The sequence below is a fragment of the Paenibacillus sp. TAF43_2 genome, from assembly GCF_052113545.1.
GTDB lineage: Bacteria > Bacillota > Bacilli > Paenibacillales > Paenibacillaceae > Pristimantibacillus.
Map to the genome: position 1 here is coordinate 1 of NZ_JBFRDK010000081.1, position 20,894 is coordinate 20,894.

30 protein-coding genes are annotated in these 20,894 nt (G+C 42.4%); 21 read left to right on the top strand and 9 right to left on the bottom strand.

Features of this window, described 5'->3' with window-relative positions:
- The coding region (locus tag AB4Z17_RS17930; protein WP_441961176.1) for an RtcB family protein at window positions 1-588 on the bottom strand (588 nt) is incomplete at its 3' end.
- A gap of 220 nt (window positions 589-808) precedes the next feature.
- Here AB4Z17_RS17930 and AB4Z17_RS17935 point away from each other — a divergent pair.
- Window positions 809-1,654, top strand: a complete 846-nt coding sequence (locus AB4Z17_RS17935; RefSeq protein WP_441961178.1) for a copper amine oxidase N-terminal domain-containing protein — start codon at window positions 809-811, stop codon at window positions 1,652-1,654.
- A 204-nt stretch (window positions 1,655-1,858) separates the two neighbouring features.
- Here AB4Z17_RS17935 and AB4Z17_RS17940 read toward each other — a convergent pair whose 3' ends face one another.
- The 8 genes from AB4Z17_RS17940 to AB4Z17_RS17975 form a co-directional block, all read right to left on the bottom strand.
- Window positions 1,859-2,080: a hypothetical protein gene (locus AB4Z17_RS17940; protein ID WP_441907409.1), complete on the bottom strand. Its 222-nt coding sequence runs from the start codon at window positions 2,078-2,080 to the stop codon at window positions 1,859-1,861.
- Window positions 2,081-2,504: 424 nt separating this feature from the next.
- A complete protein-coding gene (locus AB4Z17_RS17945) occupies window positions 2,505-2,615 on the bottom strand; it encodes a sporulation protein YjcZ (protein ID WP_082360686.1) in 111 nt (36 codons plus the stop codon).
- A gap of 202 nt (window positions 2,616-2,817) precedes the next feature.
- Window positions 2,818-2,931 (bottom strand): sporulation protein YjcZ, encoded by a 114-nt coding sequence (locus AB4Z17_RS17950; RefSeq protein ID WP_083681477.1) that lies wholly within the window; start codon window positions 2,929-2,931, stop codon window positions 2,818-2,820.
- A 127-nt stretch (window positions 2,932-3,058) separates the two neighbouring features.
- Complete coding sequence (locus AB4Z17_RS17955; protein WP_430058644.1) at window positions 3,059-3,238, bottom strand: hypothetical protein; 180 nt, start codon at window positions 3,236-3,238, stop codon at window positions 3,059-3,061.
- A gap of 165 nt (window positions 3,239-3,403) precedes the next feature.
- Window positions 3,404-3,514, bottom strand: coding sequence for a YjcZ family sporulation protein (locus AB4Z17_RS17960; RefSeq protein ID WP_441875265.1), 111 nt, complete (start codon window positions 3,512-3,514; stop codon window positions 3,404-3,406).
- A 116-nt stretch (window positions 3,515-3,630) separates the two neighbouring features.
- Window positions 3,631-3,816, bottom strand: coding sequence for a hypothetical protein (locus AB4Z17_RS17965; RefSeq protein WP_441907410.1), 186 nt, complete (start codon window positions 3,814-3,816; stop codon window positions 3,631-3,633).
- A 256-nt stretch (window positions 3,817-4,072) separates the two neighbouring features.
- Window positions 4,073-4,765 (bottom strand): class F sortase, encoded by a 693-nt coding sequence (locus tag AB4Z17_RS17970; protein WP_441961180.1) that lies wholly within the window; start codon window positions 4,763-4,765, stop codon window positions 4,073-4,075.
- A gap of 44 nt (window positions 4,766-4,809) precedes the next feature.
- Window positions 4,810-5,139, bottom strand: coding sequence for a hypothetical protein (locus AB4Z17_RS17975; protein ID WP_441961182.1), 330 nt, complete (start codon window positions 5,137-5,139; stop codon window positions 4,810-4,812).
- Window positions 5,140-5,535: 396 nt separating this feature from the next.
- Here AB4Z17_RS17975 and AB4Z17_RS17980 point away from each other — a divergent pair, with 396 nt between their 5' ends.
- The 20 genes from AB4Z17_RS17980 (at window position 5,536) to AB4Z17_RS18075 (ending at window position 20,867) form a co-directional block, all read left to right on the top strand.
- Window positions 5,536-6,132 (top strand): RNA polymerase sigma factor, encoded by a 597-nt coding sequence (locus tag AB4Z17_RS17980; RefSeq protein WP_441907413.1) that lies wholly within the window; start codon window positions 5,536-5,538, stop codon window positions 6,130-6,132.
- Window positions 6,129-6,731, top strand: a complete 603-nt coding sequence (locus tag AB4Z17_RS17985) for an anti-sigma factor family protein (RefSeq protein ID WP_441907414.1) — start codon at window positions 6,129-6,131, stop codon at window positions 6,729-6,731. The genes AB4Z17_RS17980 and AB4Z17_RS17985 overlap by 4 nt, the downstream gene beginning before the upstream one ends.
- Before the next feature lie 69 nt (window positions 6,732-6,800).
- A complete protein-coding gene (locus AB4Z17_RS17990) occupies window positions 6,801-7,382 on the top strand; it encodes a histidine phosphatase family protein (protein WP_441961183.1) in 582 nt (193 codons plus the stop codon).
- A 189-nt stretch (window positions 7,383-7,571) separates the two neighbouring features.
- Complete coding sequence (locus AB4Z17_RS17995) at window positions 7,572-8,747, top strand: hypothetical protein (RefSeq protein WP_441961185.1); 1,176 nt, start codon at window positions 7,572-7,574, stop codon at window positions 8,745-8,747.
- Between the two features lie 107 nt (window positions 8,748-8,854).
- Window positions 8,855-9,361 carry a gamma carbonic anhydrase family protein gene (locus AB4Z17_RS18000; RefSeq protein WP_339202874.1) on the top strand — a complete coding sequence of 169 codons (507 nt, stop codon included), beginning with the start codon at window positions 8,855-8,857 and terminating at the stop codon, window positions 9,359-9,361.
- Window positions 9,362-9,383: 22 nt separating this feature from the next.
- The gene (locus AB4Z17_RS18005; protein ID WP_076265688.1) at window positions 9,384-9,566 is read left to right on the top strand and encodes an IDEAL domain-containing protein; all 183 of its coding nucleotides are present in this window, start codon (window positions 9,384-9,386) and stop codon (window positions 9,564-9,566) included.
- A 195-nt stretch (window positions 9,567-9,761) separates the two neighbouring features.
- On the top strand, window positions 9,762-10,184 hold the full coding sequence (locus AB4Z17_RS18010; RefSeq protein ID WP_441907417.1) for a DUF2487 family protein: 423 nt from the start codon (window positions 9,762-9,764) through the stop codon (window positions 10,182-10,184).
- Between the two features lie 241 nt (window positions 10,185-10,425).
- The gene (locus AB4Z17_RS18015; RefSeq protein ID WP_441907418.1) at window positions 10,426-10,959 is read left to right on the top strand and encodes a ubiquinol-cytochrome c reductase iron-sulfur subunit; all 534 of its coding nucleotides are present in this window, start codon (window positions 10,426-10,428) and stop codon (window positions 10,957-10,959) included.
- Between the two features lie 16 nt (window positions 10,960-10,975).
- Window positions 10,976-11,647 (top strand): menaquinol-cytochrome c reductase cytochrome b subunit, encoded by a 672-nt coding sequence (qcrB, locus tag AB4Z17_RS18020; RefSeq protein ID WP_053376377.1) that lies wholly within the window; start codon window positions 10,976-10,978, stop codon window positions 11,645-11,647.
- Window positions 11,648-11,665: 18 nt separating this feature from the next.
- The gene (locus tag AB4Z17_RS18025) at window positions 11,666-12,535 is read left to right on the top strand and encodes a c-type cytochrome (protein WP_441907419.1); all 870 of its coding nucleotides are present in this window, start codon (window positions 11,666-11,668) and stop codon (window positions 12,533-12,535) included.
- Between the two features lie 90 nt (window positions 12,536-12,625).
- A complete protein-coding gene (locus tag AB4Z17_RS18030) occupies window positions 12,626-13,258 on the top strand; it encodes a DUF1405 domain-containing protein (RefSeq protein WP_441907834.1) in 633 nt (210 codons plus the stop codon).
- Between the two features lie 42 nt (window positions 13,259-13,300).
- Entirely contained in the window at window positions 13,301-14,170 is an 870-nt protein-coding gene (locus AB4Z17_RS18035; protein WP_441961186.1) for a sporulation protein YpjB, read from the top strand.
- 242 nt (window positions 14,171-14,412) lie between these two features.
- On the top strand, window positions 14,413-14,748 hold the full coding sequence (locus AB4Z17_RS18040; RefSeq protein WP_076265695.1) for a nucleotide pyrophosphohydrolase: 336 nt from the start codon (window positions 14,413-14,415) through the stop codon (window positions 14,746-14,748).
- Between the two features lie 54 nt (window positions 14,749-14,802).
- Entirely contained in the window at window positions 14,803-15,345 is a 543-nt protein-coding gene (locus AB4Z17_RS18045) for a tetratricopeptide repeat protein (protein WP_441907421.1), read from the top strand.
- Between the two features lie 5 nt (window positions 15,346-15,350).
- Complete coding sequence (gene dapB / locus AB4Z17_RS18050) at window positions 15,351-16,157, top strand: 4-hydroxy-tetrahydrodipicolinate reductase (RefSeq protein WP_441961188.1); 807 nt, start codon at window positions 15,351-15,353, stop codon at window positions 16,155-16,157.
- Window positions 16,158-16,186: 29 nt separating this feature from the next.
- Window positions 16,187-16,606: a methylglyoxal synthase gene (locus AB4Z17_RS18055; protein ID WP_339202866.1), complete on the top strand. Its 420-nt coding sequence runs from the start codon at window positions 16,187-16,189 to the stop codon at window positions 16,604-16,606.
- Complete coding sequence (bshB1, locus tag AB4Z17_RS18060) at window positions 16,606-17,301, top strand: bacillithiol biosynthesis deacetylase BshB1 (RefSeq protein ID WP_076265697.1); 696 nt, start codon at window positions 16,606-16,608, stop codon at window positions 17,299-17,301. Before AB4Z17_RS18055 ends, bshB1 begins: the two co-directional genes overlap by 1 nt.
- Window positions 17,302-17,365: 64 nt before the next feature.
- Complete coding sequence (gene bshA / locus AB4Z17_RS18065) at window positions 17,366-18,532, top strand: N-acetyl-alpha-D-glucosaminyl L-malate synthase BshA (protein ID WP_441907423.1); 1,167 nt, start codon at window positions 17,366-17,368, stop codon at window positions 18,530-18,532.
- 30 nt (window positions 18,533-18,562) lie between these two features.
- The gene (locus AB4Z17_RS18070; RefSeq protein ID WP_441961190.1) at window positions 18,563-19,840 is read left to right on the top strand and encodes a CCA tRNA nucleotidyltransferase; all 1,278 of its coding nucleotides are present in this window, start codon (window positions 18,563-18,565) and stop codon (window positions 19,838-19,840) included.
- Window positions 19,841-19,892: 52 nt separating this feature from the next.
- Window positions 19,893-20,867 carry a biotin--[acetyl-CoA-carboxylase] ligase gene (locus tag AB4Z17_RS18075; protein ID WP_441907425.1) on the top strand — a complete coding sequence of 325 codons (975 nt, stop codon included), beginning with the start codon at window positions 19,893-19,895 and terminating at the stop codon, window positions 20,865-20,867.
- Window positions 20,868-20,894: the final 27 nt, after the last annotated feature.

Here is a 20,894-nt window from a genome sequence, read left to right on the forward strand (position 1 = left end):
GCCTAGATAACTGTCCAGTCCATCTACTTTATCCGTAATAAATGAACCAAATCGATTTACCTTTAAAAGGTCGTCCTCTTGCTGCTTCGCATCATAAAATTCCCATAAACCATTGCACTTAATCGATTTCTGTGTCTCGAGAATACCCATTAATCCTTCTTTGAGAATAGCTTCACGCTGCACCCTTGTCATTGGAATATGGCGTCCGCCTTCAAAGAAAATATGACGAATATCGGATTCGATTTGTTTAAGATTCGACCGGATATCATCTTCCTTCAGCGATGTCGTGTATAACCGCATGCCGCAATTAATGTCATTGCCTACAGCTTGAGGGATAACAAATCCTTTGGTGAAGATAGTTGTACCAATCGGAATGCCGCTGCCTTTGTGGAAATCGGGAGTGATCGCTACCGCTTCAATTTTTGCATTTTCGTTCGTAAAATAACCGCTAGTGTGCTGTTTCAGGGTTTCTACAGATTCATTTACGGTGAGGAGCTGATCAAGTTCTGCTAAAGCATTTTTTTCAAGCTTAATTTTGTCGTTTATGAAAAAACGGACAGGGATATTATTGCTATTGTTAATTTTCAAATAGTACCATCCTTTTGATTTATAGGTAGATTATTAACATTTGTAATATTGAAGTATTCTCGATATAGATGCATAACATCGGCATTCATCCTTTCCTAGCTCATGATTTCAATATATCATTTCAAAATTTGAAAAGCATTACCTAATTCGGGCTTTAGTGCAACAAATGGTTAGAGAAATACGTTTTATCGATAAATGCTAAAAAAGGAGTGTTTGTTAAATGATGAGAAAATTAATAAAATTGACCATTGCGGGTGTGATGATGTTTTCCATAACAGCTGTCAGTTATGCTGCTCCAAAAAAAAGTACACCCGTTATTTTGAAAATGAATAATTATTATGTGGCATATACCTATCCAAAGGAACCTTATGTAGATAAACAGAATCGATTGATTTTACCATTAAGATCTGTAAGTGAATTGCTGGGTGCTGCAGTTTCTTATAATAACCAAACGAAAACAGCCGAAATTAAAGAAGGGGAGAACATTGTTCAAATTCAGGCAGGCAATAAGACTGCAAAGGTTAATGGTCAAAATGTAGAGATGGACACTAAAGCAGTAGTGGAAAAAGGTTTTCTGCTCGTTCCAGCTCGTATACTTTTTGATTCCTTCTCTTTTAAAGTCACGAATGAAAATAATGTGATCACTTTGAATGACGAACGATTATTAAAGCAAGGAAAACTGAAGTACCTTTCTGACGATGACCGAGTAGGGATAGCAAGAACAGCAGACCCCAATGCGTTCCAGCCAATAGAAATTTCATATAATGTCTTTGTGAAAAATAAAGTATCGCTCATTGATCTAACCGTAACTGCCAAAAATAGTACAGGGAAAGATATACCGGAGGGACAAGAGGATCTGCATACTATCGTATATTTTGAACACTCATCCATCATGGATGCAGATGATTCTACAGTGGATATTAAGGATAGGCCAAGACCAGCTGTTAAAAAGGATGCCATCATCAAAAAACAATTAAACGCAGGTGGAGGCACGATCATTCAGCCAAATGAATTACAGTACATACTCATCGCGGGCAGGACGTTTAAACCGTTAAATGAAGGATAAGGAAGGGATTAACTTTGATCCATCCATAAAAAATGAAGCTTGGCTTTCCATCTTGACATCATTATTAATTTAGTAAATAATTTAAAAATAAATTAGGAAATGTTGATGGGGATTCAGCTGCTGTGACTCATGTCTGGATTCAAGTGATCGACGATCCATTCTTATGTAGATAGCACAGCATCCAAACGATAGTCCGGTAACGGACTATCGTTTTATTTTTGCCATAGCTTGGTAAGAGCATTTCTCCATTTCTTTGACAATCGAGTTGGCAGAGGAGTTCCATTGGAGCTGTTGTTCAGCACGTAAACCAGATATTCTTTGGTTAATGCTCGCTCCCCAAGCAGCAGGGCCCAAAACATGAACAGCTTCTTCATAACTACACGATTCAATTTCATCGACGCCGGTATTTTTGCCAATCGCTAGCATGAGCTCTTTGGTCGTAATGACTTCCCAGGAAGCTGCGTTAAATAACGATCCAGGAGATGCAAATGAATAAGAGCATGCATAAAGGTTAGCTTAGTCATCTACATCAATGGTTGACCACGCGTTAAGTCCATCACCAACGTATTTGGCGAATTGAGTAAGCTTCGTTCTTTGAATAGTTGCCCCAACTAAACCGTCACCACGTCCGTAAATGAGAGCTGGTCAAATAACGACAGTACAAATGTTTCTCTCAGCAGCTGCCAGCACGATTTGCTCCGTGTGTAGACATTTTTTGACTATGTAAGCAAGGACTAGAAACAGAATGAAAAAAAAGAAGACCCACATAAATGGGTCTTCTGGAGAGGCTTAAGTGTATTCAGCATTTTTAATGCATGAAAGCAGCAGTAAGCCCTTCATTTATTTTATATTAGTAACCTCCACCGAAAATACCGCAGCTGCAAGAGATAATCACGAGCAAAATAAACAGTACCAGAATAAAACCAATGCTATTATTAGCACCACCAACGAATCCTGACATTAAACATCCACCTCCTTGCGACTTGAATACATTGTAAGGTATGCATTGCAAAAGCTCAGTGACTGGATATTTGTCATGGGGTGACATATGCCCAGTATCATTAGCCTATATTAGGGGATTAGAGGTTTTGTATAGGGAAGACCGTTAAGGATACTCTGCAGTCTGTAGGACAAGTGAATAAGTCATATCCAATAGCTAATGATTAGTAGTTGTTACCGCCGAAAATTCCGCAGCTGCAAGAGATAATCACGAGCAAAATGAAGAGTACAAGAATAAAACCAATATTATTATTTACACCGCCAACTGATCCTGACATAAAACATTCACCTCCTTGTATTATCTTATAGAGCAAGTTAGTTAAAGCTATAGCTATAAGACAGGATAATGGGTAGATAGAGTATGTTTATCCATCTCATAGAGCGAGTAGAGTGGTGAAAATAGGATTAGTAGCCTCCGCAACAGCCGCCGTAACCTCTGTCGCTCACTCTGTCATTTCTTTTTTCGTTGACACTTTCAACTTGATTTTCATTTCTTCTTTCATTGCGGCCCAATACGCCACAGCTACAAGCAACAATGACTAATAAGATGAAAAGAACCAAGATCGTACCGATATTATGAGACATTATTTTAAAACCTCCTCTTATTTAACTACTATATAACGTATGATTGACTCTCATTTTTTGATTGTGTGTTTGTTACATAGACATAGTTTCAATGTCATTAGACTAGTAAATGAAGATAGAGCAAATAATCTAATGGAAGCTTGTTAAGCTGGAACTAATATATAACTAGTATCTGCCACCGAAAATACCGCAGCTGCAAGAAATAATGACTAACAATATAAACAATACGAGAATAAATCCAATGTTATTGTGAGCACCGCCAACTGATCCTGACATTAGAAATTCACCTCCTTGCTGCTGTTTTGAACGTAAGTTATACATGGATGCCGTATAGTTATTGGTTGCTTGGCAGGTAAATACAAATTATCCATGTCTGAAGCTGAATTGAGGGATTAATAGCCTACTCCACAACCGCCGTTGTAACCTCTGTCGCTTACTCTATTGTTTTCATTGCTGCTTACATAGTTGTTTTCTTCTCTGTCATCGTTTCTTTCATTACGGCCGAAAACACCGCAGCTGCAAGCGACAATAACCAATAGAATGAAAAGAACGAGGATAATACCGATATTATGAGCCATTATTTAAAAACCTCCTCTTATTTGACTGCAATATAAGATATGTTCGTATCTATTCAAGTGTTTGTGTGTTTGTTACAGAGACATAGTTTCTGTGTCATGTGACTAGTAGAAGGAGATAGGTAAGAGAGGATATGTGATAAAAAAGTAAATCACATATGCGGTTAGAAGTATGAATACGCTAGAAAAAAACCCATCAATGATTCAAGTAATGGCGTCGTTTTGACCTCCACTATATAACTGAAWCAGATCATGGGTTTTAGCTGCTTGCAGTTTTGCATATTTTTTTATCGGAGTGTCGTTTTGCAAAAACGACGAGCCGCTCTAAGTATTCTTGATTTTTACGATTGAATTTTCCAGTGCATGTAATTAAATTTAAACGAGACTCGTCCGCAGGACCAAAAATTTTCGAAAGTGGAGCCTCGGATGTTTTAAATATCTCAATTGATTCCACTATAAAATCGATGGTGCAGTCCTCTTTACTTCTTATTGAAATCAAGTCACCTAATTTTATGTTCTTTAATCTGTAAAATACGGCTGGTCCTGTATGGCTGTCAACATGTCCATCTATAACTGAATTGCCCACCATGCCAGGAAGAATGCCATTAGATAATAGTCCTACCCTTTTGGTGCTTGATGGAACATCCATTTGGCCGTTTTCTGTTATGCTGACTGGATCTATGATCGCATCGATTTCTAAAGCGGGAATGGAAAGTTTAGCGGGTACGATTCCCTCTAACTTTACTTTAGAAATTGTTTTCGAAATGATTGGATTATGATTTGAAGGCGGTGGACTCGTCAAGGTTTCTGCTTTTACAATGGGTTCATTATATTCAGATTTTGTTTTTGTTAATTGAGCCTTAATATCATGATCTTGATCATTTGAGTAGCTGCAGGCTGTACACCCGGCTAAAATAGCTGCAGCTATCATTTGCAATATGAACTTTTTCAAAGTTAGAAAAAGAGGGGAAAGCAGCTCCCCTCACTTTTTACTGTTTATTCAGCTTGTTCGCTGGCGCCGCCGAAGCCGGTTTTCGGCATTTTAGTAATCTCTTTTGCTCTTAAGTTTTTTGCTTTCATGCTTTTTGCGTGAAGACTTTTTTCATGCGCTTTTTTTGTATGAATGCTTTTTGCATGAAGGCTTTTAGCATGCATTTTATGTTTCTTTTGCTCTTCCATTTTTTTCGCATGCATGTGATGTTTTTTCTTTTCTTCCGCTTTCTTCATGTGCATCTCCTTTTCAGATACAGGAGCAGCAGCATACACAGCAGAGCTTGCACTAAAGATTAAACATGCTGAGAAAACGGCGATAATTGTTTTTTTCATAACGGTTATTACCTCCAAGTTGTTGTTTAAATTATTGTGCATAGTCATGTTCCCCATTGAAGTCAAAAATCATGAATGTGAACCTTTCCCAGCTTAAAGAAAGCGATTTATATTGCAAGAACTCTTTAAGGCGAGTAGAATAAAACTTTATTTCCAATACATAGTTATTGATCAGCTTGAGTCCAAAACGTATATTTGCGCATCCGCATTTGTAAAATTATTGTATTTTATCCTTTTGTCGAAAGAGGCAGGAATTTGCCCTCGAAACACGAATTATATGTATATTCATGTTTTTTGAATTAATTATGATAAACACCGCAACTTTTCGTTCCCGGGACGGTACAATGCTATATGGCGGTCCGGGAATAATCCGCAGGTGGAGGAGGTTCGCCTGTCATGACTGATTCCCAATTGATACGAGAGATAAAGGATGGCAATGTCGAGCTGTACTCCGAGCTTATGCGGCGCTACCAACGAAAAATATTAGCGTTTATTTATCACATGCTGAAGAGTGCAAAGCTCGAGCTTATGGCCGAAGACTTGTGTTCTGAGACGTTCTATAAAGCCTACCGCAGCCTTCATTCGTTTCGAGAATTGGATGCTTCTTTTTCGACGTGGTTGTATACAATTGCACGAAATACAGTACTTAGCGAGCTTCGCAAGCAAAAATCAGCGCATGTATCGCTTGATGAATCTGGATTCGAGCCTGTCGCAGCGCTTGATGCGGTTCCTGAGCAGCATGTACTTAGAAATGAACGTATGGCGATGGTGCGAGAAGCGATAAACAATTTGCCAGAAAAACAACGCTCAGCGCTTATTCTTCGGGAATATGACCAGCTGGACTACCAAGAAATTGCTAATATTTTAGGACAAACGGTCAGTTCTGTTAAATCACTGCTATTCCGAGCAAGAGCAAGCGTAAAAACGCAGCTGGAGCCGTATTTCGGAAAATCGCCGCTGATGGAGGAATTCGAAGGGATGAATACGAGATGAATTGCAATGATGCGCAAGACAAATTCGGCGAATATTGGGATTTAGCTGATCACGATGAAGTGCGGATAGCAATAGACACTCATTTGCTTGAGTGCAAGACATGTGCGGAGCAGTTTGAGCTGTGGGAAGAGAGCGAGGATATCATTCGTTTCCTATCGGAGGAAGACGAGAGCCTCGGTCCTATGGAGCATGTGAATCGAAATGTGATGGATCGCATTTACGCTGAGGAATCTTGGTTAATGCCCGTTCCGCACAAAAGCTATCAGTTTTCGAAGTCGTTTCGCCGTAATATTGCGCTGATCGTTGCAGCCTGCATGGCTTTGTTTGCAAGTGCATTCTTTGTATTCATATTTGATAATCAAGGCGGTGTTTCGCAAGCTGAAATTGCCGAGCTAAGCGGATTGATGGACACAGCAAATGCGTCTGGTGATGGTTTAATTACAGCAGGATTTTATGCAGAGGTTCCGGTTGCAAGCATTAGCGAGCCATTCGTTCTAAAGGTTATGCCGGCCTTCCCGCAATACTATGTTGCATTGTCCTTGCTTGGACTAATTATGACGCTGCTAATTTTGAACTGGCTCTCTAGAACACGAAGCTAATGTTGATGTATGATAAAGCTCCCTAGGGAGCTTTTGTTATGTCTACTATATAAAGGAGCTGAATACGGATTGTTGATTGGATTAGTGCGCCACGGTAAGACGGACTGGAATGAACAAGGAAAGATTCAAGGGCAAACGGATATTCCGTTGAATGAAGTAGGTATTGTACAAGCCAAAGCATTGGCAGAGCGTTTAAGCCGCGAAGACCAGATATGGGATGCCGTTATATCGAGTGATCTGCAGCGGGCTCATGCGACAGCACAGATTATCGCTTCGAAGTTAAATATTCCTTTGCTTGAGAGTGAGCCGCGCTTGAGAGAGAGGTATTTTGGCGAGGTTGAAGGCACGAGGGAGCAGGAACGTCACGAACGCTGGGGAACGAATTGGCGAGAAATTGCTGAAGGTGTAGAGTCTAATGATGAGGTCAGATCAAGAGGCTTGAGCGCAATTAATGAATGGAAGCTGAAGTATCCAAAGCGCAACTTGCTTGTCGTTTCTCATGGCAGCTTTTTGGCTCAAATTATGGAAGAGATATGTTCGGATCTTGAGGATCAATATTTATCCAACTTGTCTTATTCTATCCTGGAGCTGCGAGATGAGAAATGGCATCCCCAGCTGTATAATTGCACGATCCATTTAAATGAAGCATAGGAATCGCATACGAGCTGCGCCTTTATTTTTAAAGGTGCGGCTTTTTTTGTATAAACTCCTTGAAATCTAGGTTATAAAACAATAGATATTTTCCCATAATGATATCAACTGACGCTTATTCATTACACAATACCCTTACGAAGCGGGGCGCCCGAGTGATAAGGCGGCTTCTGTAGAAAGGAGAGAGCTATGAATTTATCGGATATGCTAGGGTACGCTGATATTCAACAACTTAGCAGAATTGCAGATGTTTACCGTTGCGAATGCAATGGACATTCCAAAAACGATTTGATCCAATCCATTCTCTCTACCGTAAGTCGAAATGATGTTTTTGAAGCGCAAATAAGCAGCATGAAGATGGAGGATTTACGATTCCTCAACTCTTTGCTATTCGAAGCAAGAAACTCCTTTAGTTTAGAGGATTTGCTCGCTCGGGTGCAGCACAGCAGATTTGGAGAAGAGATCATCAAACCGGAGTTAGACCCGCCGAAAAAAACAAAACGCAGCAAAAAAAAGACAGAAGCAGTCGAAAAGCAGCTTAGCCCGCGAGAAATGATAGCTAAATTCAAGCATCACGGTTGGTTGTTCAATGGCTTCAGCGGCCCAAGCAGATATCTCTTTCAGGTTCCAAACGATTTGAAGACGCGCTTCCGCGATACGCTTGCGAAGAGGTTTGCCGCTGATCTGCAGTATACGGATGAGCCGCCTATTTACCGGGATGAGCAAATGCTTATTCACGACGATATTACTCATCTGCTTCATTACACGTACCATAATGAAATCCAGTTAACAGCTGATGGGTCGATGTACAAGCGATTTACGCTGCAGCTGCTTGATCGTTTTGGCGTGCAAGAGGAGCTGCCTGCAAAAGGAGCATGGCGTTTTGGATATGGCAGACATTTTAACCAATATCCGAATCGTTTCTCGTTCGTATACGATTACTGTTATCACGCAAAGTATATTAATGAAAATCAGACGCTTTTGAYAGTTACGGGTCTAGGTGAAGAGCGCATGAAGAGCAGGCCTTCAAGCGAAGCAGAGCAAATCTATCGATATTGGTTGAAGCTATACAAGGGACCAATTACACATTTACTGTCGCTCGTGCATTGGATTAACACCCTCGCTGTGGAATGGGTGACGGTTGAGTCGCTCAGAACGGTACTTGTTCCGTTCATAAAGCCTTACTTTTACGATGATGCAAATACGATTTTGGAACAGAGAATTATGGCTATGATGGTTCATTTGGGGCTGCTTCGGCTTGGGGAGCATCCGATTTATGGGGCTGTAGTCCGTATGACCAAGGCAGGACGAGCTGTAGTTGCTGGCGTGAGCCTTGAGGAATCAGGTCCGATAGTGGTCCATTGATTTTGGGAATCGTACTCTTGGAGTAAGATCAAATATAAGCTACAGTATAAGAATACGACAGAAATGGCTTGTTATATTTGATCGCTTGGAGAGGACTGAAGAAAAAAATGTTGATCCCATACAAAGGCGTAATGCCAAAGATTCATGAAGATGTATACATAGCTGAAGGTGCAAAAATAATTGGTGACGTAACGATTGCTGAGAAAAGCACCGTTTGGTTTAATGCAGTACTGCGAGGGGATCTTGCACCTATACAAATCGGTCATAGCTGCAATATTCAAGATGGAGTCGTCGGTCACTTGAATGTGAATCAACCTTTGATTCTAGCTGATGAGGTGTCTATCGGCCATGCCGCTATAATACACGGCTGTACGATAGGCAGAGGCACATTAATTGGAATGGGGGCAATCGTACTTAACGGCGCAGACATTGGTGAATATGCTTTAATAGGAGCCGGTTCGATTGTTACAGAGAACAAAAAAATACCATCCTATACTCTATCTATCGGATCACCCGCCAAAGTCGTAAGAGAGTTAACAGAGGACGATTTACTGCGTATGAAAAAAACGATGGAGAGCTACGTGACAAAGGGAATAGAATATAGGATCTCTTAACGCCGGTTTGGAGGTGTATCCTATGGACAAAATGAAAGTAACGTATGAAGCCATGCTAGGTTTGGCCGCAGAGTTTGTGCTTGACGAAGCGGTATTGAAATTTCAAACCAACCAAATTTATACGGCAATTGACAAAGCATTGGCCGCTGGTGACGAGGATACGTTTTACCGTCTCGCAAAACAGCTAAATGCTTTAAAAAAATAACGCGTATCGTCTTTTTTGTTAAAATGACGATTGAGCGAGGAAGCTTCCCAGTTAAATGCGAACGAATCTGTTCCGTTTTGACACAGGGAGGCTTTTTTCTGTACATTTGGTTTGGCAATGAACGGAAATGGAGTTAACATAGAAGCAGTGATGTTGATAAGGCTGCAATTATGTTAAGGAGTGAGAATGTAAACGATGAAATTTAGTGAAATAACAAAAGAGCAATGGGATGAGTTAAGTCCATATTTGGATACTTGCCTGCTTCCTGTGACTGGAATGCCGAATGCTGCAAAGCCGTATGAGGCAACAGAATGGCTTGAACAGCTTAGGGACATAATGGATTTAATTGAAATCCCTTTTAAAGGGAGGGTGGTCACTTATCCTGCATGGCATTACATCTCCGACAGCGAGCGTCTCTCAGAGCATTTAAATGAGTGGTGTGCTGCGGCGAAGCGCGGCGGGTTTCGTTATGTTATTGCGGTAACTGCAAACAATCAATTGATTGCCGAGTGTCCAGAAGTGGATTTATGGTTTGGTCCGAATCAAGATGGTGAGTTTCCGCAGCAATCTGATGTTTCAAATGCGATACGGAGTTTATGGAGTGGACAAGCTACATGATTTTCATAAAATTGTCGTATAATATAGTTAGATTTCGGGGAAAACAAATGCCAGACAAGGTCAAATGTGACAAAATGATAACAAATTATTGAACGATAATTTGATAAACGTTCAAATATGAAGCCATATTCTTGACGCTCCCAAGCACCTAGGCTATTATAAGTTATGTCCTAGTTCGTCATGTGTTTTTGCCCTGCGGCAAGACGCGAGATATGGTTGGCAAAGGGGGTTAGAACAGAAGATGAGTAACCATGAACAACACGAGACCGCGCATCGACCGGTTCAGCGCAAAGAAATGTCCCGGCGTCAATTTTTGTCATATACGCTTGGCGGCACAACTGCATTTATGATGGGCGGCGCGGTATTACCAATGGTTCGTTTCGCAGTGGATCCACTCCTTAAGAAAAAGGGCGAGGGTACATACGTAAAAGTTGTGGAAGAGAGCAAAATTACGAACGAACCGCAAGAATTCAAATTTAAAATTCATCAGATCGACGGTTGGTACGTAAGTGACCCAGAGCTTGCAGCTTGGATTTCGAAGGATGCGAATGGCAATATCTTTGCACTTTCACCAGTATGCAAACACTTAGGTTGTACGATCGGATGGAACACAAAAGGTCAAAATGAATACGATTGTCCTTGTCACGATGCGCGCTACACGAAAGACGGGAAAAACATTACAGTTGCCCCGAACCCATTGGATGAGTATGAAGTGAAGCTTGAAGACGGCTTCGTGTACTTGGGTCCAGTAATGCCGAATACAAGAATGAAATAAGGAGGTCGTATGGCAGATGTTTAAAAGTGTTTACAACTGGATCGACGAGCGTCTTGACATTACGCCTCTGTGGAGAGATGTGGCTGACCATGAAGTGCCTGAGCACGTTAACCCGGCGCATCATTTTTCTGCATTCGTATATTGTTTCGGCGGTCTGACGTTTTTTATCACTGTTATTCAAATTTTGTCCGGTATGTTTTTGACGATGTATTATGTTCCGGACATAATCAACGCATATGCAAGCGTTGATTACCTGCAGCACAAGGTTGCATTCGGACAAATCGTTCGAGGCATGCACCACTTTGGGGCAAGCTTAGTTATTGTTATGATGTTCTTACATACCCTTCGAGTGTTTTTTACCGGTTCTTACAAGGCGCCGAGGGAAATGAACTGGGTTGTCGGAATGCTCATCTTCTTCATCATGTTAGGCCTAGGATTTACAGGTTACCTGCTTCCTTGGGATAACAAAGCTTACTACGCAACAAAAGTTGGTGTCCAAATTGCTGAATCCGTACCGGTAATCGGACCGTATCTCGCTTCATTCCTTTACGGCGGCGATATCGTAGGCGCACAAACACTAACTCGCTTCTTCGCGATCCATGTATTCTTCTTACCTGGCGCTTTGATTGCAATGTTGGCAGCGCACTTTATCATGATTCGGAAACAAGGTATTTCGGGACCACTTTAAGCGAAGGGAGGCATACTTATGGCGCATGGTCATAATTCGAACGAGAAGGTTGTCTATGTAGGCGACTCGCGTGTTAAGAAAAACAACCATCCGAACATTCCTCCGGACTACACGTCTTTTCCAGGTAAATCGGAAGCGTTTATTCCAAACTTCCTGCTTAAGGAATGGATGGTCGGCTGTGTCGTTTTGGTTGGTTTTCTTGTATGGGTTATTGCTGAGCCAGCACCACTAGGTTATCCAGCAGATCCAACGAATGCGGCATTTATACCGATGCCGGACTGGTACTTTTTGTTCTTGTATCAATTTTTGAAATACCCATATGTTTCGCAAGATTACATCTTGCTCGGAACAGTAGGTATTCCCGGAGTTATGTTTGGCGCATTGTTGCTAGCACCATTCCTCGACACTGGCAAGGAACGCCGCTTCTACCGTCGTCCGATTGCATCTTCATTGATGGGGCTAACACTTGTAGCATGCGTTTACTTGACAGTTATTTCTTGGGATCACTACCAGCATCAGCTTGAAATTAACGGACAAGTACCGGAACATATTGAGCGTGAAGAGAAGGCGCGTGAGGCTGCACTAGCAGGCCAAGAGCGTCCGAACTACACAAAACCAACAGTAGAAGCATCACTTGTTGATGCAAATGATCCAGCAATGAAAATTGCTGAGCAAGCAAAATGTATCAGCTGTCATGCAGCTGACCTAAAAGGCCAAGGATCTGTTCCTAGCTTGGTTGGCGTTGGTGACGTTTTGTCGAAAGAGCAGCTTGTAGAAGTAGTTACGAATGGTCGTAACGGCATGCCAGCTTTCGCTGATACTTTATCTGCCGAAGAAATTGATCAGCTGACGACTTGGCTGTCCAAACAAAAAGCGGCAACAGAATAAATCATCGAAAAAAACCTGATCGTATTACACGGTCAGGTTTTTCTTCGAATATAAGTCCTTTTTAATGATAAAGCGAAGGAGAAGTGATTCATCATGCTCGCTGTTTTTTGGAGCCGTGAATTTTTACTAAGCCGACCATTTCTATGGTTGCTTTTTATTGTTAATTTTTTTGGAACGGTTTATGGCTACATCTGGTATGAGTCACAATTAGCAGCAACACTAGAGACCCACCCCGTGTGGCAAATTGTTTTTGTACCCGATTCACCTACAGCAAGTTTGTTTTTTACGATTGCTTTGCTATATTTTTTGTTCCCGCCTAAGCGTTCAAACGGCCTTGTTACAATTTTGCGTTACATCATTGAAGGTTTGGCTGTTGTATGCTCAGTCAAATACGGCATATGGGCTGTATCGATGATTGTAGCGGGAGCATGGCAGGGGTCTGAGCTGAACTGGCAGCATTATATGCTTATGGCATCACATCTTGGAATGGCGTTTGAGGCATTGCTTTTTTTCAGATTTATGAAAGCAGGAGCTGTCTCGCTTATTGTAGCTACAGGATGGCTTCTTCTAAATGACACAGTAGATTATACATATGGTATATTTCCATACCTTGCCGATCAATTGTACGATGATTTGGATGCGGTTCGCGCATTTACCTACGGTTTATCCTTCTTTAGCTTGGCAGCTGGATTACTCGTATGGCGTTTTAGAAAGAAGGTATAACGATGGACATCCCTTCATAAGTTGTATTATGGGGGGATGTCCATGAAGATACGTTTTATTATTCCATTCGTCGTATGTATCGTCATGACGATAGGTTATGCTAATTTAGTCTGGGGCAGCGGAGCTAGTCTTCAAGCTTTTGCGTCCCTGCTGACGCCAGATCCAAGTAAACAGGTTCAACGGATGGATAATATTGCAAGCTCATTATATGAAGCGGCTTATACAAATAATCGACAAGCAGCTTATCAATATGTCCAACAGCTTCAGCAATTGGTTGATGGAGAACTTAAATATGCAGCTGGTAATGCCGAAGGGTGGCAAGCTGTTGAACGAGATGCCAATACAATTGAGAAAACGCTCGTTAAAGGCTCACTTGGGACAAGCTGGTTTGTAGAGGCAGCCCGAATTAAATTAACTGCTGATGCTCTTGCAAGGCCTAATAATGCCTTGTGGCTGCAATATGAGAAAATCATGCTGGATGATATTTCGCGTGTGGAAAAAGCTTGGAAGCGCCAAACTGACGATGGAGCTATAGCAGCACGAGCTGTAATGATAAGCTTGGAAAAACATGCAGATCGTATTAAACCTGCTGTTAGTATGATGTACGGGAGCAAGCATGAAACAGAGTTGATGGAGCGAATTCAGTATACGAATCGACTGCTGGAAGCATCTCGCAAAGACAAAAATAATGTCGCCAGCATTAATCGATCCATGCTGGAACTAAAGGATACACTCACTCGAATGTTTAATCAGAATCAATTAGAAGCGGATGTTCCCGTTGTCGGAGCAGTGCCTGTTTCGAATCCCTTGCGCTGGACACTTTTATTAGGCGCATTTATTTCAGCCATTCTTACTTACACAGGCTGGAGAAAATATAAAGAAAATCCTTTTGGAGTCAAGCCTATTTCCTAATGGGTAGATGATAAATCCTAAATGATATATAAATGCATTGTTTTTTGAAGCAATGATTAGAATAAAGACATGAAAGTCGATATTGCGCACATTCATTTTTAGCAGGCAAATTAGTTGCTGATGAATGATGCAATAGACGACTTTTTTGCTATCTAAAGAAAGCAATTTAAAAACATTGATTTTATTTGCGTCTTTAAGTTAACATATGAATGTATAGCTATCGACAGAAAGGAAATGTACAGATGTCGGAAAAAACGTTATCAGATATTCAGCGAGAAGTTGATGATTATATTTCTCAATTTAAAGAAGGTTATTTCAGTCCTCTTGCTTTGATGGCTAGAATGTCCGAAGAAGTGGGCGAGCTTGCTCGTGAAGTAAACCATTTCTACGGCGAAAAACCTAAAAAAGCCGATGAAGCGGATAATTCCGTTGAAATGGAGCTTGGTGATATTTTATTTATTCTTTCTTGCTTCGCTAATTCCCTCAATATAGATTTAACCGAAGCGCATAATAAGGTTATGCATAAATTCACTACTCGCGACGCGAATCGGTGGACGAAGAAAATAACCGAACAGTAAACAAGCTCCATACATATGCTGTACCATCAACCTGTGTACAAGGAGGATGGGCGGATGGATGGAGAGAGCTGCATGAAAAAGGCTTATGAATTCATCTTTAATAGTGATTTCGAGCAAGCGATATATTGGTTTGAGAAAGCCATTGAGGTTGAACCGGAAAATGCATTCTATTATCATACATGCGCCGTATCTTGCGCACGAAGCGGTAAATGGACAAAAGCGAAGCAGCATGCAGAATCAGCCGTTAGGCTGGCGCCCGAGCTTGCGGAGTATAGATATCATCTTCAAACCGTAGAAGCCGGAATTTTGCAAGCGGAGGCTAATTTTTTGCTGGCCAAAGTACCGCCTGAGCTCCATGAGGCAGCACCGTTACTTGAGAGAGCAGCACTGCTTGACCCATTAAGCTTTGATGCATTTTATACGCTTGGCGTTTTGTATGCATCGCTTAGCCAATACGATAAAGCGGTCATTAATGCAAGGGAAGCAATGAGGCTCGATCCCAGCCATTCGGCAGCGAGAAGGCTATTTGCTGACGTTAATCGTAAGAGGCGTTTGCTGCGATTTCAACTGGATGCAAAAAGAAAAAGGAACAGGTGATAAAATTGACGACACAAAAAATACGCGTGGCAGTAGCTGGTGCAAGTGGAAGAATGGGACGCGAAGTTGTAAAAATGGTGCTGGAGGACGAGTCGCTTCAATTGGTAGCGGCCGTCGCTCCATCTGCTGGTCCTGTAGATGCGGGTATATTCGCTGGGAAAGCAAATACTGGAGTTATAGTTAGTGCAACACTTGAGGAAGCACTTCAAGGTGCTCAAGCAGATGTACTCGTTGATTTCACCATTCCTCTGATGGCATATGGCCATACGAAAACGGCAATTGAATTAGGAGTACGTCCTATTATGGGGACAACGGGTTTTACGCCTGAACAGATCGTGGAGCTGGACGAGCTTTGCCTCGAAAAAGGAATCGGCGGTTTAATCGCCCCTAACTTCTCTATCGGTGCGATTCTGATGATGAAGTTCGCTGCAGAAGCATCAAAATATTTGCCTCATGTTGAAATTATTGAATACCATGGAGATCAAAAGCTGGATGCACCTTCGGGCACTTCCATAAAAACTGCTGAGTTGATCTCACAAGTGCGTAAAGAGTTCCGACAGGGCAACCCGAATGAGGAAGAGGTCATTGAAGGCGCGCGCGGCGGCTATTACAACGGATTCCGTATACATAGCGTTAGACTTCCTGGTGTATTTGCTCAACAAGAGGTTGTGTTTGGCGGCCATGGACAAACGCTCAAAATTCGTCATGATTCCTATGATCGCGCAGGCTATATGCCTGGTGTAAACGTGGCTGTGAAGAAGGTAATGACATACAGCGGTTTAATTTACGGATTTGAACATATTATGGATTAGATTATTAGGCAGCAGGAGAGGGGAACCGCATGTTGAATATTGCATTTATTGCACATGATCGGAAGAAGGAAGAAATCGTTAATTTCGTAATCGCTTATGAGAAAGTATTTGTACCGCATAAGCTATACTCTACTGGCACGACGGGAACACGGATAATGGAACAAACGAACTTGTCCATTCATCGGTTCATGTCAGGCCCGCTCGGCGGCGATCAACAAATCGGTGCGATGGTTGCCCAAAACGAAATGGATTTAATTATATTCTTGCGCGACCCATTAATGGCACAACCTCATGAGCCGGATATTATTGCTTTGCTGCGTTTATGCGATGTACAAGGCATACCTGTTGCTACTAACGTAGCATCAGCTGAACTGCTGGTTAAAGCACTTGAACGCGGTGATTTTGCATGGCGAGAGCTTGTCCATAAATATAAACCAGGTATTGAATAATGACGACAGAACTAGATATTCTCGTTTTTGGCGCTCATGCGGATGATGCTGAAATTGGAATGGGCGGTACCATCGCCAAACATGTACAAGCTGGCTATAAGGTTGGCATATGTGATTTAACGATGGCAGAGATGTCTTCAAACGGAACGGTTGAGCTGAGGAAACAAGAAGCGGATCAGGCATCCAAAGTGCTTGGACTGCAGGCTCGTACTAATTTGGGTTTGCCTGATCGGGGTTTGGAACCTTCACGCGATCAAATTGAACGTATTGTGGCAGAAATTCGATATTTTAAGCCGCGGGTTGTATTTGCCCCTTACTGGGTAGATCGTCATCCCGATCATGTGGCTTGCAGTAGATTAATTGAAGAAGCTGTGTTTAACGCCAAGCTGCGCCGCTATATGCCGGAGCTGCCTGCCGTACAGGTATCACAGCTTATTTATTACTATATAAATGATGTGGATCAAGTATCGTTAACCGTTGATATTAGTGATTTTCAAGCAACCAAAAGAAACGCGCTGCTTGCTTACCGTTCACAATTCGATGCGGCAGCAGGCTCCGACCGAGTGGCCACGCCATTAACGAATCATTACATAGAACGAGTAGAAGCACGTGATTCATTGCTTGGACAAGCAAGAGGCTGGGCATATGCAGAGGGATTCGCAATTAAGCGTCCTCACGCCATACAATATTTTTGACAATTCGTACAGCTCTTGTGTAATACAATAGTTATACGTAACGAACACAGGAGGTGCGACAACAGTGGCGAGAAAATTAAAGATTGGTATAACCTGTTATCCTACCTTGGGCGGATCGGGCGTAGTTGCAACCGAACTAGGTAAATTACTGGCAGAACGTGGTCATGAAATTCATTTTATTACACACAGCATTCCTTTCCGATTGGGACACTTTAATAAAAATATTTTTTATCATGAAGTAGAAGTTAATGATTATTATGTGTTTCGTTACCCGCCTTATGATCTAGCTTTAGCAAGCAAAATGGCACAGGTAGCCAAAATGCAGCAGCTTGACTTGCTTCATGTCCACTACGCGGTGCCTCATGCGGTTTGCGCCTATTTGGCGAAACAAATGAATGGCGATGGTTTAAAAACGGTCACAACGCTGCATGGGACGGATATAACAGTGCTGGCACAGGATGAATCGTTAAAAGATTTAATTCGTCTTGCGATCCATCAAAGCGACGCTGTAACTGCCGTTTCAAAGGATCTGATTCAAGAGACTAGGCAGCTGCTTGATATTACGACACCAATTGATTTAACCTATAATTTTGTTGATAAACGTGTTTATTATCCACGCGATGCGGTTTCCTTGCGAGCTGATTATGCGGCTCCTAATGAGAAGATTTTGATGCATATTTCTAATTTCCGTCCGGTCAAACGGGTTGGGGATGTTGTTGAAATATTTGCTCGCGTTTCCGAGAAGGTTCCTTCGAAACTTCTCTTAGTCGGCGAAGGACCTGAGCTCTCAAAAATTCAGTGTCGCATTCGCCAGCTTGGCCTTGAAGACCGTGTACATTTTCTGGGCAAGCAAGAGGATGTTGCACAAGTCATTTCAATGGCAGATGTGCTGTTGCTTCCATCAGAGAAAGAAAGCTTCGGGCTTGTTGCGCTTGAGGCGATGGCTTGCGGCGTTCCAACTATTGGCTCTAATGCTGGTGGTATTCCTGAGCTTGTTACTCATGGTGAAACTGGATTTTTGTCAAACATCGGCGATGTCGAAGATATGGCTAAAAATACGGAGAGGCTGCTTACGAATGAGAAGCTGCATGAGCAGTTTAAGCAGGCTTGTATGTTTAGAGCAAGAAACGAGTTTTGTAATGATGTAATTACAACACAATATGAGCAGATCTATTATCGGGTACTCGGCATAGAGGCAGATTTGCCAATCGCTGTTTGCAGCGATAGCTAATCATTTCCTCTGCAAGAAGAGGTGCATGACATGCGGCTTTCATTATCAACACCGATCATAGCTGCATTGCCTATCATTGAGCGGCTTCGAGAGCATCATTTCGAAGCCGTTTTTGTGGGAGGCGCAGTTCGTGATACGTATTTAGATATACCAATCAAAGACGTTGATATCGCTACATCTGCCCGTCCAGAGCAGGTGCTTGAGCTGTTTGAGCGATGCATACCAACGGGCTTGCAGCATGGCACGATAACGGTTATACAAGACAACATCACATATGAAGTGACGACGTTTAGGCAAGAATCCGCATATGAGGATCATCGCAAGCCGGAAAGTGTCCTTTATATTACCGAACTTGACGGTGATTTGCTGCGCCGTGATTTTACGATGAACGCGATGGCGCTTTATAGCGATGGCACGCTTTATGATCCATATGGTGGAATTTATGATTTGCAGTCCAAGAGGCTCCGCTCAGTAGGCGACCCGAACGCACGTTTTCAAGAGGATGCGCTTCGTATGTTAAGAGCGGTCAGATTTATTGGCATCTACGGGCTTACTCCTTCGCTGCGAACATGGAAAGCAGTCATTCGTTATCGCGAGCTGTTAAAGTATATTGCGATGGAGCGAGTGCAGGTCGAGCTAGATAAAATGGTAGCTGGAGCTGCTCCGCAAAGAGCGCTGCATTTTGTTGCCGCAAGCGGACTTTTGTTTCATTTGAAGGAGTCCTTCCATGAAGAAACTTTGTTATCACTGAAAGAGATGGGACACGGAGACCAAGCACAAACGATTTATTCTCGCTTGCATGAGCTGACAGCTGTTGATTCTCGCTGGGCGGTACTAGCAATAGGGTTGCATATATCTGTTGAGGCAGCGCAGCAGACGCTGCAAGCGTTGAAATTTTCAAATACGCGCAGTAAGACCATAAGTACAATTGTAGCGATACATAATGAAATGCTAGTTGTCTCGACGCAAACTAATGAACATGAGCTTCACTCGAGCTGGTTAAGCCTTGTCATTCGTTATGGAAAAGGGATTTGCGGCGAATGGATTCATGTTATGCGAACGCTAGAGAGTCAGGAGCTAGCCTTCACTGCTGCGTTTCTAAGACGTTTGGAGAACTGGATTGATTTAATGACCGTTTCATCACTTAAGCAGCTTAAAGTGACCGGCAAGGATCTAACAAATCATTTGCAACGAGATGCTGGACCATGGGTTAGTGAAACATTAAGCAGATTACTATTGCTAACAGCACTTGGTGAGATTGAGAATGAACGAAATGTTTTGCTTGAGCAAGCGTCGCTCGAGCGATGAACATTAACTTTCACAGCAGATTGTTTTGCATTATTTTAGGAGGCACGCGCAGATGAATCAGGAGCTCTTGCTTCAATTGTTTGTAGACAAACCAGGTGAATATGTGTCAGGAGAAAACATTAGCCAAGAGCTCGGCGTCAGCAGAACGGCGATATGGAAGCATATTCGCAAGCTTGAAGCGGCAGGTTATCAATTTGAAGCTTCAAGACGGCTTGGTTATCGACTTCTAAGCATACCGGACATGCTGTCTGTAGAGAAACTTGAAAATCAGCTGCAAGGCAACATATTTGGACAGCATATTCATTATTTTGAAACGGTGGAATCCACTCAAAATCTTGCTCGCGCTGCAGCAGAAGAAGGCGCCTTGGAGGGTACTTTATTTGTTGCTGAGCAGCAGGTTAAAGGCCGCGGCCGCATGGGACGAGGATGGATTTCGCCGCGCGGCAAAGGTATTTGGATGAGCATGGTGCTGCGTCCTTCCGTACCGATTCATTTTGCACCGCAGCTTACCTTATTGACAGCGGTAGCGTTATGCCGCAGCCTGAAGCGTTTAACTGGGCTTCCGATTGGAATTAAATGGCCAAATGATTTGCTGATTGAAGGTAAAAAAATTAGCGGTATTTTGCTTGAATCAGCCGCAGAAGACGAAAGACTTCGATATGTTATTGCAGGGATAGGCATTAGCGTAAATCTAGAAGAAGCTGATTACCCAGTGGAATTGCTGGAGAAAGCAACATCACTTCGCATCAGCGGTCAGCAGAAATGGTCAAGAGAAGAAGTTATTGCTGATTTTCTGAAGGAATGGGAGCAGTTGTATTTTCTATATCAGGAGCAAGGCTTTAGCCCGATTGTAACGTTATGGGAAGCTTTGTCCGTATCTTTGGGCAAAACGGTGCGCCTTACAACACCACAAGGCGAATTGGTTGGAATTCCGATTGGACTAGAAGAGAGCGGCGCTATTCGCATTCAACTGGAGGACGGCTCCATTAAGCCTGTTTTCTCTGCAGAGATGGGCGAACCTCTATAACGCATTACAAGTCGTTTACGTAATGAA

Excerpts from the sequence above, each read along its gene's own strand:
- AB4Z17_RS18075 (WP_441907425.1), top strand. The coding sequence starts at position 19,893 with ATGAATCAGGAGCTCTTGCTTCAATTGTTTGTAGACAAACCAGGTGAA.
- AB4Z17_RS17945 (WP_082360686.1), bottom strand. The coding sequence starts at position 2,615 with ATGTCAGGATTCGTTGGTGGTGCTAATAATAGCATTGGTTTTATTCTG.
- qcrB (WP_053376377.1), top strand. The coding sequence starts at position 10,976 with ATGTTTAAAAGTGTTTACAACTGGATCGACGAGCGTCTTGACATTACG.
- AB4Z17_RS17975 (WP_441961182.1), bottom strand. The coding sequence starts at position 5,139 with ATGAAAAAAACAATTATCGCCGTTTTCTCAGCATGTTTAATCTTTAGT.
- AB4Z17_RS17935 (WP_441961178.1), top strand. The coding sequence starts at position 809 with ATGATGAGAAAATTAATAAAATTGACCATTGCGGGTGTGATGATGTTT.
- AB4Z17_RS18045 (WP_441907421.1), top strand. The coding sequence starts at position 14,803 with ATGGATGGAGAGAGCTGCATGAAAAAGGCTTATGAATTCATCTTTAAT.
- AB4Z17_RS18005 (WP_076265688.1), top strand. The coding sequence starts at position 9,384 with ATGGACAAAATGAAAGTAACGTATGAAGCCATGCTAGGTTTGGCCGCA.
- AB4Z17_RS18055 (WP_339202866.1), top strand. The coding sequence starts at position 16,187 with ATGTTGAATATTGCATTTATTGCACATGATCGGAAGAAGGAAGAAATC.
- bshB1 (WP_076265697.1), top strand. The coding sequence starts at position 16,606 with ATGACGACAGAACTAGATATTCTCGTTTTTGGCGCTCATGCGGATGAT.
- AB4Z17_RS17940 (WP_441907409.1), bottom strand. The coding sequence starts at position 2,080 with ATGCTAGCGATTGGCAAAAATACCGGCGTCGATGAAATTGAATCGTGT.
- AB4Z17_RS17955 (WP_430058644.1), bottom strand. The coding sequence starts at position 3,238 with ATGTCTCATAATATCGGTACGATCTTGGTTCTTTTCATCTTATTAGTC.
- AB4Z17_RS18070 (WP_441961190.1), top strand. The coding sequence starts at position 18,563 with ATGCGGCTTTCATTATCAACACCGATCATAGCTGCATTGCCTATCATT.
- AB4Z17_RS17950 (WP_083681477.1), bottom strand. The coding sequence starts at position 2,931 with ATGTCAGGATCAGTTGGCGGTGTAAATAATAATATTGGTTTTATTCTT.
- AB4Z17_RS18025 (WP_441907419.1), top strand. The coding sequence starts at position 11,666 with ATGGCGCATGGTCATAATTCGAACGAGAAGGTTGTCTATGTAGGCGAC.
- AB4Z17_RS18035 (WP_441961186.1), top strand. The coding sequence starts at position 13,301 with ATGAAGATACGTTTTATTATTCCATTCGTCGTATGTATCGTCATGACG.
- AB4Z17_RS17965 (WP_441907410.1), bottom strand. The coding sequence starts at position 3,816 with ATGGCTCATAATATCGGTATTATCCTCGTTCTTTTCATTCTATTGGTT.
- AB4Z17_RS17985 (WP_441907414.1), top strand. The coding sequence starts at position 6,129 with ATGAATTGCAATGATGCGCAAGACAAATTCGGCGAATATTGGGATTTA.
- AB4Z17_RS18010 (WP_441907417.1), top strand. The coding sequence starts at position 9,762 with ATGAAATTTAGTGAAATAACAAAAGAGCAATGGGATGAGTTAAGTCCA.
- AB4Z17_RS18040 (WP_076265695.1), top strand. The coding sequence starts at position 14,413 with ATGTCGGAAAAAACGTTATCAGATATTCAGCGAGAAGTTGATGATTAT.
- AB4Z17_RS17960 (WP_441875265.1), bottom strand. The coding sequence starts at position 3,514 with ATGTCAGGATCAGTTGGCGGTGCTCACAATAACATTGGATTTATTCTC.
- AB4Z17_RS17980 (WP_441907413.1), top strand. The coding sequence starts at position 5,536 with ATGACTGATTCCCAATTGATACGAGAGATAAAGGATGGCAATGTCGAG.
- AB4Z17_RS18015 (WP_441907418.1), top strand. The coding sequence starts at position 10,426 with ATGAGTAACCATGAACAACACGAGACCGCGCATCGACCGGTTCAGCGC.
- AB4Z17_RS18000 (WP_339202874.1), top strand. The coding sequence starts at position 8,855 with ATGTTGATCCCATACAAAGGCGTAATGCCAAAGATTCATGAAGATGTA.